The organism is Streptomyces sp. NPDC057137, assembly GCF_042670825.1.
In the GTDB taxonomy this organism is placed as follows: domain Bacteria; phylum Actinomycetota; class Actinomycetes; order Streptomycetales; family Streptomycetaceae; genus Streptomyces.
Genome location: NZ_JBHUUW010000034.1, coordinates 14,507 through 31,670, shown reverse-complemented (window position 1 = coordinate 31,670; position 17,164 = coordinate 14,507). Strand labels below are relative to the sequence as shown.

Here is a 17,164-nt window from a genome sequence, read left to right as displayed (position 1 = left end):
AGTGGCCAGAACGACGGACGGGAACGGTGCGCCCGTACCCCAGCGGCTGCTGGCCGCCGCCACCCGGCTCTTCGCCGAGCAGGGCTACGGCAGCACGTCGGTCCAGGAGATCGTGGAGGCGGCGGGCGTCACCAAGGGCGCGCTCTACCACTACTTCGGCTCCAAGGAAGACCTCCTCCAGGAGGTGTACGCGCGGGTGCTCCGCCTCCAGCAGGAGCGGCTGGACGCCTTCGCCGACGCCGACGAGCCCGTGGAGCGACGGCTGCGCGCGGCGGCGGCCGACGTGGTCGTGACGACCATCGAGAACCTGGACGACGCGGCGATCTTCTTCCGCTCGATGCACCATCTGAGCCCGGAGAAGAACAAACAGGTACGGGCCGAGCGGCGGCGCTACCACGAGCGGTTCCGCGCGCTGGTCGAAGAGGGCCAGCGCAGCGGGGTGTTCACCTCCGCCACGCCGTCCGACCTGGTGGTGGACTACCACTTCGGCTCGGTCCACCACCTCTCCACCTGGTACCGCCCGGACGGCCCGCTCACCCCGCAGCAGGTCGCCGACCACCTCGCGGACCTGCTGCTGCGCGCGCTGCGCCCGTAAGGACTGGGGCGTGTCCGCGAAGTCCCGCCTGGCCCGCGACGCCTGGCACGGCACTTCGCCGCGTTGTCGGAGTCGGCCAAGTACGCCCAGTACGAGGCCGATCCTCCGCCTTGCGATGCACCGCACCAGACGCCGCGGGCCCCGCCCTGCGGGCGGACGGCGCTACTTCGCGGACACCCCCTGGGCCCCGAGGCGCCGATTTGGGTCCCGGTCGTGGGCCTGCGGACCCTCGCGGTGGGCCCCGTGGCCGTCGTTACCGTTCCGAACAGCGGGTTTGACACTCCCTGCGACTGGAGCGAGCTACGACGAGGTGACCTGTGAGACGCAGCGACCGGATACGCCATGACGTACGCCTGAACAGAGGGCAGTCGGCACTCGAGTACCTGGGAACGCTGGGGGTCGTCGCCCTGGTGACCGCCGCGATCGTCGCGACCGGCATCGGGGGCGACGTCGCGGGTTACGCGCAGCACCATGTCTGCCGCATCGTCCACATGGCGGACGGCGGCGGCGACTGCGACTCCGGCGACGAGCCCGCTGCCGACGAACCCGTCGCACCCGCCACGGCCTCCGGGGACGGGCCCGGTGGATCCGACGGGACCGGCCGGCCCGGTGAGCCGGGTGAGCAGCCCGTCGGCGGGGCCGGCGAGACACCTGTCGTCGAAACGGCCGGAAAGCCCGCCGGCGAAGGGAACGCGCTCCCCAGCCTCTGCTTCGAGCCGCGGGAACGGTCGTCTAACTCAAGGATCTCCGTACCGGGCAACGGCCCCGCCAGCAAGGCGGCCGCCTGGGGCTACTCCTACCTGGTCAACTTTGTCATCGACAAGATCGACAACGAGAAGAACAAGGAGAAGCGGGTCAAGCTGGCGCTCGACGACCTCGCCTACTGCCTGCCCGACTACAACATCGTCATCGCACAGCCGCACGAGGGAAACCTCCAGCAGATGGACGGCGCGGCCCTGATCGAGACCGTCGAGATCAGCGGCACGACCTACCGCGTCTACGCCTTCAAGACGGGGAAGTTCACCTGGGCCGACGACGCCGACCTCGGCTGGAAGAACCGCGCGTTCCACGGCGTCTTCGACGTCAGCGAGGACCGCCGCACCGTCACGTTCCAGGAGCCGCCGCGTCCCAAGCGGAAAGAGGGCTGGAAGCCCGGCGACGAGGGGTGCCAGATCGAGGGGCAGGAACCGCCCGACCGGAACCGGTACTACAACACGTACTCCCCGCTCGACAACGAGGCGTCGACGCAGGCGGTCCGGATGCTCGTGAACGACCTGCGCCGCTGCTACCCCGACTACAACGTCGTCGCGATGCACTCGGAACAGCCGTCGCACTGGGCGGACGAGCCGGACTCGTTCGTCCACGAGGGCAGGTACCGGCTCAACTCGCCCGAGTACCACGACGACGAGCAAGGGGACGACATCGCCTCCGGCCGGGCCGTGTTCGACGTGTACGTCTTCGACAAGGGCACGTTCAGCAACGACGGCGACGGCGGCTACACCAACTGGGCCTACTACGGCGACTTCACCCGCGACGGCAAGGAAGCGGCCTTCGAACAGCCCGAACCCGCCGACCTGGACGCCGACTCCACCCCCACCGGCTCGGGCACGGTCAACTTCAACGACGAGACGCCGAAGTACACGGACGGCGGACCGTACCCCGGCACGGACTACTCCGGCGATGTGCCGGGCGACGACGGCGAGCTGACGCAGTCGCTGATCGAGGAGTACGGCCGCAGCTTCCCCGACACGAACATCATCGCGGTGAAGTCCTTCAACGACATGTCCTTCTCCGGGGTGTCCGGCATCGAACACCTCGCGGTGGTGGACGGTGTCAACGTGTTCGCCGTCGACGAGGGAACCATCGTCAACAACGGTGACGGCGGCTGGCAGAACTGGGGCTTCACCGGCACCTACGACTACGACCTGGACGAGAAGCAGGTCACCTTCAAGCGCTAGGTCCTGTCCGGGCGATCTTGCCGGATCGCCCGGACAGCCCCGCCCGCTACAGGTACTTCTTCAACTCCCGCCGCGCCAGCGACCGTTGGTGCACCTCGTCCGGCCCGTCCGCCAGCCGCAGTGTCCGCGCCGCCGCCCACAGCTCCGCCAGCGGGTAGTCCTGGCTCACCCCGCCGGCGCCGTGCAGCTGCACCGCGCTGTCGATGATGTCGACCACCGCGCGCGGGGTCGCGATCTTGATGGCCTGGATCTCCGTGTGCGCGCCCCGGTTGCCGACCGTGTCCATCAGCCAGGCCGTCTTGAGCACCAGCAGCCGCAGCTGCTCGACCGTCACCCGTGCGTCGGCGATCCAGTTCTGGACCACTCCCTGCTGGGCGATGGGCTTGCCGAAGGCCGTACGGGACACCGCCCGCCGGCACATCAGCTCGATGGCGCGCTCGGCCATGCCGATCAGCCGCATGCAGTGGTGGATCCGGCCGGGGCCGAGCCGGGCCTGGGCGATGGCGAAGCCGCCGCCCTCCTCGCCGATCAGCTGGTCCGCCGGGACGCGGACGTCGGTGAAGGACACCTCGGCGTGGCCGCCGTGGGAGTGGTCCTCGTAGCCGTACACGCTCATCGCGCGCTCGACGGTGAGGCCGGGGGTGTCGCGCGGGACGAGGATCATCGACTGCTGGCGGCGGGGGTCGGCGCCGTCCGGGTCGGTCTTGCCCATCACGATGAAGATCCGGCAGTCCGGGTTCATCGCCCCGGAGATGTACCACTTACGGCCGTTGATCACATACTCGTCGCCGACGCGCTCGATCCGGGTCCGGATGTTCGTCGCGTCGGACGAGGCGACCTCCGGCTCGGTCATCGCGAACGCCGAGCGGATCTCACCGGCGAGCAGCGGCTCCAGCCAGCGCTTCTTCTGCTCGTCGCTGCCGAACTGGGCCAGCACCTCCATGTTTCCGGTGTCGGGCGCCGCGCAGTTGAGCGCAGTCGGGGCCAAGTGCGGGCTGTGGCCGGTGATTTCGGCGAGCGGCGCGTACTGGAGGTTGGTCAGCCCGGCGCCGTGCTCCGCGTCCGGGAGGAACAGATTCCACAGCCCCCGCTTGCGGGCCTCGGCCTTCAACTCGCCCACGATCGCCGGGGTGTCCCAGGGGTCGGCGAGCCGGGCCCGCTGTTCGTGGGCGACGGCCTCGGCGGGGCGGATGTGCTCGTCCATGAAGTCCAGCAGCTCGCTGCGGAGTTCCTCGGTACGGGCGTCGAATGCGAAGTCCATGGGTGCGGTCAGCCTTCCTGCAGGGTGGTGAGGCCGTGCTCGATGAAGACGGGGACGAGATCCCCGATGCGCTCGAATCCGCCGCCGACCGTCTGGCCCAGCGTGTAGCGGTAGTGGATGCCTTCGAGGATCACCGCGAGCTTGAACCAGGCGAAGGCCGTGTACCAGGCGATCGCCGAGGTGTCGCGGCCCGATCCGGCGGCGTAGCGCGCGATCAGCTCGGCCGGGGCCGGATGGCCGGCCGCGCCTGCCGTCGTACTGATCGGGGAGCCGGGGATCTCCAGCGGCGCGCTGTACATCACCAGCAGACCGAGGTCGGTCAGCGGATCGCCCAGCGTGGACATCTCCCAGTCCAGCACGGCCTTGATGCGGTCGTCGTCGCCGATCAGGACGTTGTCGAGCCGGTAGTCGCCGTGAATGACCGTGGGCGCGGGGGAGTTGGGGAGCGAGCGGCCGAGAGCCGCGTGCAACTCGTCCACGCCGGCCAGGTCCCGGTTGCGCGAGGCGTCCAACTGCTTTCCCCAGCGGCGCAGTTGGCGGTCGAGGAAGCCCTCGGGCCGGCCGAAGTCGGCGAGCCCCACCGCCGAGGGGTCGACCGCGTGCAGTTCGACGAGGGTGTCGACCAGGCCGAGGACCGCGGCGCGGGTCCGTTCGGGGCCGAGTGGCGCGAGCTGTTCGGCCGTACGGTACGGAGTCCCCGTCACGTACTCCATCACGTAGAAGGGCGCCCCGAGCACCTCCGGGTCCTCGCACAGCAGCAGGGGCTCCGGCACCGGCACGGCGGTCGGGTGCAGCGCGCTGATCACCCGGAACTCGCGCTTCATGTCGTGCGCCGTGGCCAGGACATGGCCGAGCGGGGGCCTGCGGACCACCCACTCGTGGGCGCCGTCGGTGACGAGATACGTCAGGTTCGACCGGCCGCCCTCGATCAGCCGGGCGCTCAGCGGTCCGCTCACCAGACCGGGGCGCTCGCGGTCGAGGTGGCCGCGCACCCGCTCCGGGTCGAGTCCTGGCGGGGGACTGGCGCTCATCGGTCGTACCTCCTGGGCGGGCGGTATGGCGGGCGGTATGGCGGGCGGGGCGGTGGAAAGCCTTCGCCGTTCATGATGCCGACCAGTCGGTATGCCGTCCAGTGGGTGACGGGAAACCGCCCGGGGGTGTGACGGGATCGATGGGCGTGCGGATCGGTGCGCCGGGCCCGGGAGAGCCGGACCCGGCCGTGTGCGTCCTCGGTGGACGTCCGGGGTGTGCGCCTGGGTCAGTGGTCGTCCCAGTGGCCCTCGTGCGCGGCGTGCCGGTGGCCGTCGTGGACGTAGTCCTTGTGGTCACCGTGCGCGACGGCGGGGTGGCCGCAGCCCTCGCCGTGCTGGTGAGGGTGGCTGTCGTGGACGACATGGGCGACGGGCTCGCACTCGTCCCAGTGCTCGACGTGCTTCCGGTGCAGATGCCCGTCGTGCGCGTAGTCGACATGGTCGCCGTGCCGTACCTCGGTGTGGCCGCAGGTCGGTCCGTGGGCGTGCTGGTGCGTGGGGTGTTCCTGGTGAAGAGGCGTCATGATGTGCACCTTTGTTGGGTTGAATGGCTATTTGCGAAGCCGGTCGGGACGCTACCAGGCATGTCCGTGATGACCGGTAGGTCCGGTTCGCGTGCCGTAAATCGAATGACCGCAGGGGGCGTGCGGTGCTGAACTGGCAGGCATGACCGCCGAGGCCGCGCCGCCGCCCCAGCCCTACCGCTGGTCGCTGTCCTCGTTCGGCGGCGGCCGGCCCGACCAACTCGGCACGCTCGCCGCGCCGCAGGACCAGAGCCCGCCCTCCGATCTGGTCCTCTCGGAGCTGACCGGCGTCACCGCCAAGGTCCTCGCCCGCTCCGACGGCGCCGACCTCTGCTTCCTCGGCCGGTCGCTGGACTCCATGTACGACCTGCTGACCGGCGCGCTGGAACACTCGCCGTGGGACGGGCGGCTGCTGCGGTTGCCGGTCTCCTGCATGGCCGACACCGACTGGAGCCCCGCCGCCGTCCGCCGCTTCCGCGAGCACCTCGCCTCCGTGGGCCTGGAGCCGTACGCGCTGGCGCGCCGCAAGCACCCCGTCGCCCTGGTCGACGTCGTCTGCGAGGGGCGGAGTTACGGCACGCTCCACGGCCGGCTCGCCGACTGGATCGAGGAGAGCCGCGAGCCGTGGGCGGTCATCCGGCGCAAGCTCCGGTACGTCGCGGTGACCCCGCGTACCCGCACCAGCCCGAACACCTGGCGCTGGCAGCAGGACCCCGGCAACGCGTGGGTGCGGACCCTGCCCGCGCACCATGTGTCCGACGTGTCCCTCGACGGCCGCGTGTGGCGGTATCTGGCCGACCATCAGCCGAAGGTCAACCAGTCCTTCCCGCACGGGAACTGGTTCGACGAGGAGTCGACCCTGACACCCCGCCACCACGAGGTCGCCCGCGCGCTCGCCGAGGCCCGGTACTTCACCGAGGCGGGCCGCAGCACCCGCCTCCGCGAGGAGCTGATCCGGCTGATGGCCCGTGAGCCGGGCTTCGCGGGACGCGAACAGCGCAGGATCGCACTGGCGCTCCGTACGAGATCGACCTCCCGCACCGGCTCGGGCGCCCGCCCCCGGTCGGGCACCCGGGCGCGCTACAAGACGGGCAACCGATAGGCCCCGTCCGCCGGATTCAAACCCTCAGAGCACCGTCACACCGAACGCCGCCAGACAGATCACGCACGCCACCGCCGCCACCCCCGCGCGCACCGGGAGCGCGCGCGGCTCCGCCCTGTCCAGCGCCACCATCCGCCGGTGCGCCACCCACAGGAACGCCAGCCAGACCAGCGCGCTCAGCGCCGCCGCGACCACCCCCGCGACCGGCACGTCGTCCCGGACGACCTGCCGGCCCGCGAGCACCGCCACGACCGTGTACGTCAGGGTCGTACGCCGCCAGGCCAGCCGGGTCCGCTCCGGCTGGAGGCCGGGGTCGCGCGTGGCGTCACCCGGCGGCGGGCTCCCCATCAGCCGGTCCGGCCGGACAGCACCACGACCAGCATGATCACGGCGACGGCCGCGACGGACAGACCCAGCAGTGTCGGGAACGGCGTCACCGGCAGGTCCTCGCCCCGGCGCATCGCCCGCTCGCTGCGCACCCACTGGCTGATCGCCCGCAGCGCGCTGAGCGCGCCGATGGCGAAGAGGACCACCGCCAGCCCCACCCGGACACCCCAGCGCAGGTCCGGCAGGAACTGGTCGACGGCGAATCCGCCGCCCACCAGGGCGAGCGCGGTACGGATCCAGGCGAGGAACGTGCGCTCGTTGGCGAGCGAGAAGCGGTAGTCGGGGGTCGTGCCCTCGTCACTGATCCGCCGGGGCGCGAACCACAGGCGCAGGCTCCGCACAAAGTCGATCACCCGTCGCACCCTACGCACCTCGCGCGCGGACCGCCTTCAGCCGCTCGTACGCCGCCAGACCGTCCGGTGTCCACACCCACCCACCGCCGGCGGCGCTCTCCGCCACCCGCCGGTCCAACTCCTCCTCGTCGAGGAAGGTGTGCCAGTCGATCTCCTCCACCTGCGGGGAGACCGGCAGCGCGCAGCGGACCTCGTAGACCCGCGACCACCAGCCCCGCCCGCCGCCCTCGGGCTCGTACAGGAACGAGAACAGCGGTACGGGGCGCGGCAGACCCGAGACACCCAGCTCCTCCTCGGCCTCGCGCAGCGCCGCGTCGTCGTACGACTCGCCCGCCCCGACCACACCGCCCACGAACATGTCGTAGCGGGACGGGAAGACCATCTTGGTCGCGGTCCTGCGGTGCACGAAGACGCGGTCGTCGGCGTCGCGCGCCAGGATGAACGCGCAGCGGTGCCGCAAGCCCTTCTCGTACGCCTCGCCGCGCGAGGCCTGCCGGACGACATGGTCGTTCTCGTCGACGATGTCAAGGATTTCGTCAGCGGCGCTCATGGAGGACAGCCTGGCATGCCGAACAGTTGACTCGTTACCGGCCCGTACGGAAGATCGGACCACCTCAGTCGCCCCGAGAAGGTGGGAACCCATGGCGTACGACGCTGATGTGATCGTGATCGGCGCGGGACTGGCCGGACTGGTCGCCACCGCCGAACTCGTCGACGCCGGGCGGTCGGTCATCCTCCTCGACCAGGAGCCCGAGGGGTCCATCGGCGGGCAGGCCCACTGGTCCTTCGGCGGGCTGTTCCTCGTGGACTCGCCCGAGCAGCGGCGGCTGCGCGTCAAGGACAGCCGCGACCTCGCGCTCCAGGACTGGCTCGGCACGGCCGGCTTCGACCGCGAGGAGGACCACTGGCCGCGCAAGTGGGCGGAGGCGTACGTGGACTTCGCCGCCGGGGAGAAGCGGTCCTGGCTGCGGGAGCGGGGCGTGCGGTTCTTCCCGGTCGTCGGCTGGGCCGAGCGCGGCGGCTACGGCGCGCGCGGGCACGGCAACTCGGTGCCGCGCTTCCACATCACCTGGGGGACCGGCCCCGGCGTCGTCGAGCCGTTCGAACGGAAGGTGCGCGAAGGCGTCGCCAAGGGGCTGGTGACGTTCCGCTTCCGTCACCGGGTCACCGGACTCGGCGCCACGGCCGGCGCCGTCGACACCGTGACCGGCGAGGTGCTGGAGCCGAGCGACGCCGAACGCGGCACGGCCAGCAGCCGTGTCACGGCGGGTGAGTTCGAACTCAAGGCGCAGGCCGTGATCGTGACGTCCGGCGGTATCGGCGGCAATCACGACCTCGTACGCGCCCAGTGGCCCGACCGCCTCGGCACCCCGCCCGAGAAGATGCTTTCCGGCGTGCCCGCGCATGTCGACGGTCTGATGCTCGGCATCACCGAGGGGGCCGGCGCCCACCACATCAACCAGGACCGGATGTGGCACTACACGGAGGGCATCGAGAACTGGAATCCGATCTGGGCCAAGCACGGCATCCGGATCCTGCCGGGGCCCTCGTCGCTGTGGCTCGACGCGCGCGGCCGGCGGCTGCCGGTGCCGCTGTTCCCCGGCTTCGACACGCTCGGCACGCTGGACCACATCATGCACTCGGGCCACGACTACACCTGGTTCGTCCTCAACCAGCGCATCATCGGCAAGGAGTTCGCGCTCTCGGGCTCCGAGCAGAACCCCGACCTGACGGGCAAGTCCGTCCGTGACGTGATCAACCGGGCGCGGCTGGACGTGCCGGGACCGGTGAAGGCGTTCATGGACAACGGCGCGGACTTCGTCGTGGAGAAGGACCTGGCGTCGCTCGTGCGCGGCATGAACGCGCTCACCGAGAAGCCGCTGATCGACGAGGCCGAGCTGCGCCGGGAGATAACCGCCCGCGACCGGGAGGTCGCGAACCCGTTCACCAAGGACCTTCAGCTGACGGCCGTGCGCGGGGCGCGCGCGTATCTGGGCGACAAGCTGATCCGTACGGTGGCGCCGCACCGCATCCTCGATCCCAAGGCCGGTCCGCTGATCGCCGTACGGCTGCGGATCCTGACCCGCAAGTCGCTCGGCGGGCTGGAGACCGACCTGTCGTCGCGCGTGCTGCGGGAGGGCGGCACACCGCTGGCGGGGGTGTACGCGGCGGGGGAGGCGGCCGGCTTCGGCGGCGGGGGGATGCACGGATACCGCTCGCTGGAGGGAACGTTCCTCGGCGGCTGCATCTTCTCCGGGCGCGCGGCCGGGCGGGCGGCGGCGGAGGCGGTGCGCTGAGGCGGTGGGCTGAGGCGGTGGACCGAGGCGGTTCGCTGAGCCCCGGCGCTACCGGCGCTCCACGACCCGGAAGCGCTCCGCCACCACCAGCGTCCCGTCGTGCACCGTGAACGACGGGTCGCCCAGCGCCTCGCGCATCTCGTCGCTGTGCCAGAACGCCTCATGGCCCGCGCGCCAGGCCGCCACCGACTCGTATCCCTCGCCCTCGTCGAGCGCGTGCCGGAGATCGACCTGCCCCAGCGGCAGCACCCGTACCTCCGTCAGCTCGACGACGGCGATCTCACGGCCGTCCGAGTCGATCAGCGCCGAACGCTCGCCGACCGGTGGCAGCTCCTCCTTCTCCGCCTCGTACTCGGCGAGCAGGCCCGTGGTCGAGACCTTCTGCCCGGACAGGACGGCGGCGACCAGCTGATCGCGCAGCGGGCCGGGGAAGGCGAGCAGAAAGGGCGGCAGCGCTTCGCGGTCCGCGTGAGGGTTTTCCCGGGGCGTCTCCATGCGCGCCAGTCTGCCGGACCTGACGAAACCATGACGGAAAGCCGTCGCCCCTGGCTTCCGGGGCCCGGTGGTGTTCGAATCAAGAGGTGACCACTCCAGATACCGACCCGGAGGGCACGCCCGTCGGGCGCCGCCTGGTGCTCTCCATGCTCGGCCTCGGCGCGGCGGGCGTCGTCACGGCGCCCTATCTGCAGCGGGGCCTCGAATCCTTCCTGGGCGCGGTGTCCGACAGCGACCCGACGGGGCTGACCGGGCTGCTGCCCAACGGGGGCGGGTTCCGCTACTACTCGGTGGCCACCTCCGTACCCCGCAAGGGCCCGGAGAACTACCGGCTGAAGGTGGACGGGCTGGTCGACCGGCCCACCACGTACACGCTCGACGGTCTGCGGAAGCTGCCGCAGACCCGCATGGTCCGTGACGTCCAGTGCGTCACCGGCTGGCGCGTCCCGGAAACACCGTTCGAGGGAGTACGGCTGTCACGGATCCTGGACGCGGCGGGGGTACGGCCCGACGCCAAGGCCGTGCGCTTCACCTGCTTCGACGGCACGTACAGCGAGAGCCTGACCATGGAGCAGGCCAGGCGGCCCGACGTACTGGTGGCGCTGAAGATGCAGGACAAGCCGGTCGAGCACTCGCACGGCGGTCCGGTACGGCTCTACGTGGCGCCCATGTACTTCTACAAATCGGCGAAATGGCTCTCCGGGATCTCCGTCACCTCCGACGTCCGCCCCGGTTACTGGGAGGAGCGCGGCTATGACGTCGACGCCTGGGTCGGGCGGTCCAACGGCCGCACCGACACCCCGACCGTCTGACCGGCCCCCGGACTCGACGGACCCGGCGCGCCCCCGCCTGCGGCGGCGGTTCAGCCGCGCCGAGCGGCTGGTCCACCGCGCGACCGGCGCCCTCATGCTGGTGTGCGTGGCGACGGCGGCCTGCCTGTACGTACCCCAGCTCGCCGAACTCGTCGGCCGCCGCTATCTGGTGGTCACCCTGCACGAGTGGTCGGGGCTGCTGCTGCCCGCGCCGTTCCTCGTGGGGCTCGCGTCCCCGTCGTTCCGCGCCGATCTGCGGCGGCTGAACCGCTTCGCGCCGCACGACAAGGAGTGGCTGCGGGCGGTACGGCGCCGCGACTTCCGGCCGGAGTCGCGCCCGGCGGGCAAGTTCAACGCCGGGCAGAAGGTGTACGGCGGCTGGATCGCCGGAGCCGTACTGGTCATGCTCGCGACGGGCCTGATGATGTGGTTCACCTGGCTGACGCCACTGGTGTGGCGGACGAGCGCCACGTTCGTGCACGACTGGCTGTCGCTGGCCGTGGGGCTCGTACTGATCGGGCACATCGGGATGGCGTTCGCCGACCCGGAGGCACGGCGCGGGATGCGGACCGGGTCGGTGGAACGGCCATGGGCGGAGCGGGAGCACTCCCTGTGGAAAGAGGAGGAGTGACCCGCCCCGCCCAGACGGGGGGACGCTACTTCCGGAACCGGAGCTACTTCCGGAACCCGCGCTAGACGATCAGCGAGAGCAGCATCACAAAGCCGAGACCGACGACGGAGATGATCGTCTCCATCACCGACCAGGTCTTGATCGTCTGGCCGACGTCCATCCCGAAGTACTCCTTCACCAGCCAGAATCCCGCGTCGTTGACATGGCTGAAGAAGAGCGAACCGGCGCCGATCGCCAGCACCAGCAGCGCGGCGTGCGACGTCGACATGTCGGCGGCCAGCGGCGCGGCGAGACCGGCGGCGGAGATCGTCGCGACGGTCGCCGAGCCGGTCGCCAGCCGGATCGCCACCGCGATCAGCCAGCCCAGCAGCAGCGCGGGGATCGACCAGTCCTCGGAGAACTCGAGGATCATCTGGCCGACGCCCGCGTCGATCAGGGTCTGCTTGAAACCGCCGCCCGCGGCGACGATCAGCAGCACGCCCGCGATGGGCCCGAAGGACTTCTCGACGGTCGAGGCGAGCCGGTCCTTGGTGAAGCCGGCGGCGCGCCCCAGGGTGAACATGCCGACGATGACGGCGGCGAGCAGCGCGATCAGCGGGGAGCCGACGACATCGGCGACCTTCTGGACCTGGTCCTCCGGATCGTCCACGACGATGTCGACCAGTGCCTTGACCAGCATCAGGACGACGGGCAGCAGGACCGTCGCGACGGTGGCGCCGAAGCTCGGACGCCTGTCGGTGTCGTCGGACGGACGCTTCTCCAGCGTCTGGAGCATCCGCTCGGGCGGCTGGATGTCCACCCAGCGCGCGGCGTAGCGGGAGAACAGCGGACCGGCGATGATCACCGTCGGTACGGAGACGACCAGGCCCAGCGCCAGCGTGATGCCGAGGTCGGCGCCGATGGCATCGATGGCGACGAGCGGGCCGGGGTGCGGCGGGATCAGCCCGTGCATGACGGAGAGACCGGCCAGCGCCGGGATACCGATCCGCATCAGGGAGAAGTTGCCGCGCTTGGCGACCAGCAGCACGACCGGGATCAGCAGCACGATGCCGACCTCGAAGAACAGCGGCAGCCCGATCACCGAGGCGATGAGGACCATCGCCCAAGGCATTGCGCGCCCGCTCGCCCGGCTGAGGATCGTGTCGACTATCTGGTCGGCGCCGCCCGAGTCCGCGAGCAGCTTGCCGAGTATCGCGCCGAGCGCGATCAGCACGCCGACACTCGCGACGGTGGAGCCGAGACCGGCGGAGAAGCTGGTGATCGTGTCACCCAGGGACGCGCCGGCGAAGGCGCCGAGTGCCAGCGTGCCGATGGTCAGTGCGAGGAAGGCGTGCAGCTTGAACTTGGTGATGAGCAGGACGATGACGGCAATACCGGCGAGAACGGCGATGCCCAGCTGCGTGTTGCCGGCCGAGGTGATCGGTTCTACGGCGTCCGCTGCCAGCGTCTCGACGCTGAGACTGGTCACGGGGGTTCCTTAGTTCGGGGAGATTCGGGGGGTCGGGTAACTGGCTTGTCTGCCAGGTGAGTTCAGGTGAGTTCAGGTCAGTCCGGCTGAGTCCGGCTGTGTTCAGGCGGACTCAGGCGGGTTCGGACGCCTGGGGACGGTCGAGACGGCGCAGCGCGGCGACGCCCCGTTCGGCGATCTCCTCGGGGGTGCCCGCCACATCGACGGTGACGCCCGCCTCGTCGTCGCCCAGCGGCTGCAACGTGGCGAACTGCGAATCCAGCAGGGCGGTGGGCATGAAGTGCCCCTTGCGGTCCGCCATCCGCCGCTCGATCAGGGCCCGTTCGCCGGTGAGATGCAGGAAGACGGCGTCGGGCGCCGCCGCCCGCAGCCGGTCCCGGTAGGCGCGCTTGAGCGCCGAGCTGCTGACCACGCCGCCGAGTCCGGCCCGGCCGTGCGCCCAGCGCCCGATCGCGTCGAGCCAGGGCCAGCGGTCGTCGTCGTCCAGCGGGGTGCCCGCGGACATCTTGGCGATGTTCGCCGGGGGGTGGAAGTCGTCGCCCTCGGCGTACGGGACGCCCAGTGCGGCGGCCAGCAGGGGACCGACGGTGGTTTTGCCGGTCCCTGCCACGCCCATCACCACGACGACGTGGGGGGTGCTCATCTGATGCCTCGCTGTCTTCACGTGCTCCGCTGCCTCCGCGCTACTGAAACTCATATGTACGACGTATTCAAGGTGTCGTAACCCACACGTCATATTTTTTCTTCTCCGAGCCCGCCCCGTAGGCTTCCGCCATGACCACAGAAGGCCGGGGCCTGCATACCCATGTGCTCGACACCCTCGGTCTCGCCATCACGGGGGGCGAGTACCCCGAGGGCGGCGTCGTGCGCACCGACGAGGTCGCGCAGCGCTTCGACGTCTCGCGCACCGTCGTACGCGAGGTGGTCCGCGTCCTCGAATCGATGCACCTCGTCCAGTCCCGGCGCCGCGTCGGGGTGACGGTGCGGCCCGCCCGCGAGTGGAACGTCTACGACCCGCGGGTCATCCGCTGGCGGCTCGCCGGCAACGACCGGCCGCGCCAACTGCGCTCGCTGACCGTGCTGCGCTCCGCGATCGAACCGGTCGCCGCCGGTCTCGCCGCCACCCACGCCACGCCCGAGCAGTGCGCCGCCCTCACCGAACAGGCGCTCGGGATGGTCGCCACCTCGCGCGGTCACCAGCTGGAGGGCTATCTGCGCCACGACATCGCCTTCCACCGGGTGGTTCTCGACGCGTCGGGCAACGAGATGTTCGCGCGGCTCGGGGATGTGGTCGCGGAGGTCCTGACGGGCCGTACGCGACACGAGGTGATGTTCCACGACCCGGACCCGGCGGCTGTGACCCTGCATGTACGGGTCGCCGAAGCCGTACGGGAACGGGACGCGGCCCGCGCGGAGGAGCTGACCCGGGAGATCGCCGTCGGCGCCCTGCAGGAACTCGACGTGCTGGCCCCCTGACCGGGGGCCCCGGCGGCCGGGGCGCGGTGTCAGACTTGGCCCTTCAGGCTCGATGGAGAGGCAGGTCCTGGCATGTCGCAGCAGGTGCAAGGCGTCGTGGCGCCCGGCAAGAACGAGTCGGTGCGGATCGAGACGATCGTGATCCCCGATCCCGGCCCCGGCGAGGCCGTGGTGAAGATCCAGGCGTGCGGGGTCTGCCACACCGATCTGCACTACAAGCAGGGCGGGATCAGTGACGACTACCCCTTCCTCCTCGGCCACGAGGCGTCGGGCGTGGTGGAGTCGGTCGGCGCCGGTGTCACCGATGTCGCCCCCGGTGACTTCGTCATCCTCAACTGGCGCGCCGTCTGCGGCAGTTGTCGGGCGTGTCTGCGGGGCAGGCCCTGGTACTGCTTCAACACCCACAACGCCACTCAGAAGATGACCCTCACGGACGGGACCGAACTGTCCCCGGCGCTGGGCATCGGCGCCTTCGCGGAGAAGACCCTGGTCGCCGCCGGGCAGTGCACCAAGGTCGACCCGTCGGTCGCACCGGCCGTCGCCGGGCTGCTCGGCTGCGGCGTCATGGCGGGCATCGGCGCGGCGATCAACACCGGCAACGTCGGCCGGGGCGACTCCGTCGCCGTCATCGGCTGCGGCGGTGTCGGCGACGCGGCGATCGTCGGCTCCCGCCTCGCGGGCGCGGCCCGGATCATCGCGGTCGACATCGACGACCGCAAGCTGGCCACGGCGAAGACGATGGGCGCCACCCACACCGTCAACTCCCGTACCACCGACGCCATCGAGGCGATCCGCGAACTGACCGGGGGCTTCGGGGCCGATGTCGTCATCGAGGCGGTCGGCCGCCCGGAGACGTACAACCAGGCGTTCTACGCACGCGACTTGGCCGGCACGGTGGTCCTGGTCGGGGTCCCCACCCCGGAGATGAGGATCGAACTGCCGCTGCTCGACGTCTTCGGGCGCGGCGGCTCGCTCAAGTCGTCCTGGTACGGCGACTGTCTGCCGTCCCGCGACTTCCCCATGCTGATCGACCTGCACCAGCAGGGCCGTATCGACCTGGCCGCGTTCGTCACCGAGACCATCGGACTCGGGGACGTAGAGAAGGCGTTCGCCCGGATGCACGAGGGCGACGTCCTGCGCTCGGTCGTGACGCTCTGATGGCCGCCACCGACCCCGCCACCGCCCCCGCCGCACGCGTCGACCACCTGGTCACCTCCGGCACGTTCTCGCTCGACGGCGGCACCTGGGACGTCGACAACAACGTCTGGATCGTCGGCGACGACACCGAGGCGATCGTCATCGACGCGGCCCACGACGCCGCGGCCATCGAGACGGCGCTCGGCGGCCGGACACTGCGCGCCATCGTCTGCACCCACGCGCACAACGACCACATCGACGCGGCGCCGGCGCTCGCCGCCGCCACCGGCGCGCCGATCCTGCTGCACCCGGACGATCTGCCGCTGTGGAAGCAGACCCACCCCGACCGGCTCCCGGACGGCGAACTGGCAGACGGCCAGAGCCTGTCCGTCGCCGGCACCACCCTCACCGTGCTGCACACGCCCGGCCACGCGCCCGGCGCGGTCTGTCTGTACGCCCCCGAGCTGTCCACCGTCTTCACGGGCGACACGCTCTTCCAGGGTGGGCCCGGTGCCACCGGGCGGTCGTTCTCGCACTTCCCGACGATCATCGAGTCGATCCGCGAGCGGCTGCTGACGCTGCCGCCCGGGACGGTCGTCCGTACCGGACACGGCGACTCGACCACGGTCGGCGACGAGGCGCCGCAGTTGGACGACTGGATCCGCAAGGGCGGTTGAGCGCGTCGCGGGAGTCGTGTCGCGTGGGGCCGTGTCGTCGCCTCAGGCGACGCGGTCCCGCGCGGCGTCGGCGGTGGCCCACCGCGTGATGTGGTGCCTGACCGTGTTGGCCACGGCGGCGGGCTGGTCGTTGAGATAGAAGTGGCCGCCGGGGAACACGTGCATGTCGAAGTCCGCCTCCGTGTGATCGGCCCACGGCCGGGCGTCGATGACCGGCACCTGCGGATCGGAGTCGCCCATCAGGGCCACGAGGGGATACGGGATCGACGCCCCCGGCTCGCTGCGGTACGACAGCACGGCCGCGTAGTCGTTGCGCAGGGCCGGCAGGATCATGCGTACGACGTCGTCGTCACCGAGGACCTGTGCGTCCGTGCCGCTCAGCCTGCGGACGTTGTCGATTATGTGCTCGTCGGTGAACAGCTGCCGCTTCGCGATGCACCGGCAGGGCGGCGCGCACCGCCCCGAGACGATCAGCCCGAGCACGTTCACGTCCGTGTCGCGCAGCCGCCGCGCGACCTCGAACGCCACGGACGCGCCCATGCTGTGACCGAAGAGGGTCATGGGCCGGTCCGCCCACTCCAGGAGCTCACGCGCCACGGCGTCGGCCAGCTCCGGAATGTTGCTGATGCCCTTCTCGTCGCGCCGGTCCTGCCGGCCCGGATACTGCACGGCCAGCACATCGGTCTCGGGCGCGAGTGCCTTGGTCATCGGCAGGAAGAACGGCGCGGACCCTCCCGCGTGCGGCAGGCACACCAATTGAGTGCGTGCCGCGGGGGCCGGTCGAAAGCGTCGAATCCACGGCTGCGTTTCGCTGGGCGCGAGCGTCATGTTGTTTCCGTCGCCTCATTCCGGGGGCACACGCCGACTGAGAATTGCATCGCAAACGTGCCAGCGTGACCCCTCGGCGGGCAACCCCTAATCTGCTGGATCGCTGCCCTGACCTGGGAGTTCGGGCAGATC

The 17,164-nt window shown here is 70.7% G+C and carries 19 protein-coding genes; 9 read left to right on the top strand and 10 right to left on the bottom strand.

Annotated features, from left to right (window positions below):
- Position 1 precedes the first annotated feature (1 nt).
- Together ACFT9I_RS24640 and ACFT9I_RS24635 are read left to right on the top strand one after the other, a co-directional pair.
- A complete protein-coding gene (locus tag ACFT9I_RS24640) occupies positions 2-595 on the top strand; it encodes a TetR/AcrR family transcriptional regulator (RefSeq protein ID WP_382567514.1) in 594 nt (197 codons plus the stop codon).
- A 317-nt stretch (positions 596-912) separates the two neighbouring features.
- The gene (locus ACFT9I_RS24635) at positions 913-2,553 is read left to right on the top strand and encodes a hypothetical protein (RefSeq protein ID WP_382567512.1); all 1,641 of its coding nucleotides are present in this window, start codon (positions 913-915) and stop codon (positions 2,551-2,553) included.
- A 46-nt stretch (positions 2,554-2,599) separates the two neighbouring features.
- Here the strand turns inward: ACFT9I_RS24635 and ACFT9I_RS24630 are convergent, their stop codons facing one another.
- The 3 genes from ACFT9I_RS24630 to ACFT9I_RS24620 form a co-directional block, all read right to left on the bottom strand.
- A complete protein-coding gene (locus ACFT9I_RS24630; protein WP_382567510.1) occupies positions 2,600-3,814 on the bottom strand; it encodes an acyl-CoA dehydrogenase family protein in 1,215 nt (404 codons plus the stop codon).
- Between the two features lie 8 nt (positions 3,815-3,822).
- Positions 3,823-4,845, bottom strand: coding sequence for a phosphotransferase family protein (locus ACFT9I_RS24625; RefSeq protein ID WP_382567508.1), 1,023 nt, complete (start codon positions 4,843-4,845; stop codon positions 3,823-3,825).
- 227 nt (positions 4,846-5,072) lie between these two features.
- Positions 5,073-5,369, bottom strand: a complete 297-nt coding sequence (locus tag ACFT9I_RS24620; RefSeq protein WP_382567506.1) for a hypothetical protein — start codon at positions 5,367-5,369, stop codon at positions 5,073-5,075.
- A gap of 142 nt (positions 5,370-5,511) precedes the next feature.
- Here ACFT9I_RS24620 and ACFT9I_RS24615 point away from each other — a divergent pair, with 142 nt between their 5' ends.
- Positions 5,512-6,471, top strand: coding sequence for a hypothetical protein (locus tag ACFT9I_RS24615; protein ID WP_382567504.1), 960 nt, complete (start codon positions 5,512-5,514; stop codon positions 6,469-6,471).
- Positions 6,472-6,495: 24 nt separating this feature from the next.
- Here the strand turns inward: ACFT9I_RS24615 and ACFT9I_RS24610 are convergent, their stop codons facing one another.
- Genes ACFT9I_RS24610 through ACFT9I_RS24600 form a run of 3 tightly spaced genes read right to left on the bottom strand, consistent with a single transcriptional unit; the run spans position 6,496 to position 7,761 of the window.
- On the bottom strand, positions 6,496-6,819 hold the full coding sequence (locus ACFT9I_RS24610; RefSeq protein ID WP_382567502.1) for a DUF202 domain-containing protein: 324 nt from the start codon (positions 6,817-6,819) through the stop codon (positions 6,496-6,498).
- Positions 6,819-7,211 (bottom strand): YidH family protein, encoded by a 393-nt coding sequence (locus tag ACFT9I_RS24605; protein ID WP_382567500.1) that lies wholly within the window; start codon positions 7,209-7,211, stop codon positions 6,819-6,821. Before ACFT9I_RS24605 ends, ACFT9I_RS24610 begins: the two co-directional genes overlap by 1 nt.
- A gap of 10 nt (positions 7,212-7,221) precedes the next feature.
- Positions 7,222-7,761, bottom strand: coding sequence for an NUDIX hydrolase (locus tag ACFT9I_RS24600; RefSeq protein ID WP_382567498.1), 540 nt, complete (start codon positions 7,759-7,761; stop codon positions 7,222-7,224).
- Positions 7,762-7,852: 91 nt separating this feature from the next.
- On the opposite strand from ACFT9I_RS24600, the gene ACFT9I_RS24595 reads away from it, so the two are divergent.
- Positions 7,853-9,508: an FAD-binding dehydrogenase gene (locus ACFT9I_RS24595; protein WP_382567496.1), complete on the top strand. Its 1,656-nt coding sequence runs from the start codon at positions 7,853-7,855 to the stop codon at positions 9,506-9,508.
- A gap of 48 nt (positions 9,509-9,556) precedes the next feature.
- Here ACFT9I_RS24595 and ACFT9I_RS24590 read toward each other — a convergent pair whose 3' ends face one another.
- Complete coding sequence (locus ACFT9I_RS24590; protein ID WP_382567493.1) at positions 9,557-10,003, bottom strand: ASCH domain-containing protein; 447 nt, start codon at positions 10,001-10,003, stop codon at positions 9,557-9,559.
- 146 nt (positions 10,004-10,149) lie between these two features.
- Here ACFT9I_RS24590 and ACFT9I_RS24585 point away from each other — a divergent pair, with 146 nt between their 5' ends.
- Positions 10,150-10,815: a molybdopterin-dependent oxidoreductase gene (locus ACFT9I_RS24585; protein ID WP_382567601.1), complete on the top strand. Its 666-nt coding sequence runs from the start codon at positions 10,150-10,152 to the stop codon at positions 10,813-10,815.
- Positions 10,757-11,446 carry a cytochrome b/b6 domain-containing protein gene (locus ACFT9I_RS24580; protein ID WP_382567491.1) on the top strand — a complete coding sequence of 230 codons (690 nt, stop codon included), beginning with the start codon at positions 10,757-10,759 and terminating at the stop codon, positions 11,444-11,446. Before ACFT9I_RS24585 ends, ACFT9I_RS24580 begins: the two co-directional genes overlap by 59 nt.
- A gap of 61 nt (positions 11,447-11,507) precedes the next feature.
- Here ACFT9I_RS24580 and ACFT9I_RS24575 read toward each other — a convergent pair whose 3' ends face one another.
- Positions 11,508-12,914 (bottom strand): GntP family permease, encoded by a 1,407-nt coding sequence (locus ACFT9I_RS24575; protein WP_382567489.1) that lies wholly within the window; start codon positions 12,912-12,914, stop codon positions 11,508-11,510.
- Positions 12,915-13,026: 112 nt separating this feature from the next.
- Positions 13,027-13,557 carry a gluconokinase gene (locus ACFT9I_RS24570; RefSeq protein WP_382567488.1) on the bottom strand — a complete coding sequence of 177 codons (531 nt, stop codon included), beginning with the start codon at positions 13,555-13,557 and terminating at the stop codon, positions 13,027-13,029.
- A gap of 131 nt (positions 13,558-13,688) precedes the next feature.
- Here ACFT9I_RS24570 and ACFT9I_RS24565 point away from each other — a divergent pair, with 131 nt between their 5' ends.
- The 3 genes from ACFT9I_RS24565 to ACFT9I_RS24555 all read left to right on the top strand — a co-directional run bounded on the left by ACFT9I_RS24565 (position 13,689) and on the right by ACFT9I_RS24555 (position 16,204).
- Entirely contained in the window at positions 13,689-14,390 is a 702-nt protein-coding gene (locus ACFT9I_RS24565; protein ID WP_382567486.1) for a FadR/GntR family transcriptional regulator, read from the top strand.
- A 72-nt stretch (positions 14,391-14,462) separates the two neighbouring features.
- Positions 14,463-15,548: an S-(hydroxymethyl)mycothiol dehydrogenase gene (locus ACFT9I_RS24560; RefSeq protein WP_382567484.1), complete on the top strand. Its 1,086-nt coding sequence runs from the start codon at positions 14,463-14,465 to the stop codon at positions 15,546-15,548.
- Positions 15,548-16,204, top strand: coding sequence for an MBL fold metallo-hydrolase (locus ACFT9I_RS24555; RefSeq protein ID WP_382567482.1), 657 nt, complete (start codon positions 15,548-15,550; stop codon positions 16,202-16,204). Before ACFT9I_RS24560 ends, ACFT9I_RS24555 begins: the two co-directional genes overlap by 1 nt.
- A gap of 42 nt (positions 16,205-16,246) precedes the next feature.
- On the opposite strand, the gene ACFT9I_RS24550 is transcribed toward ACFT9I_RS24555, so the two are convergent.
- Positions 16,247-17,032, bottom strand: coding sequence for a thioesterase II family protein (locus tag ACFT9I_RS24550; protein WP_382567480.1), 786 nt, complete (start codon positions 17,030-17,032; stop codon positions 16,247-16,249).
- Positions 17,033-17,164: the final 132 nt, after the last annotated feature.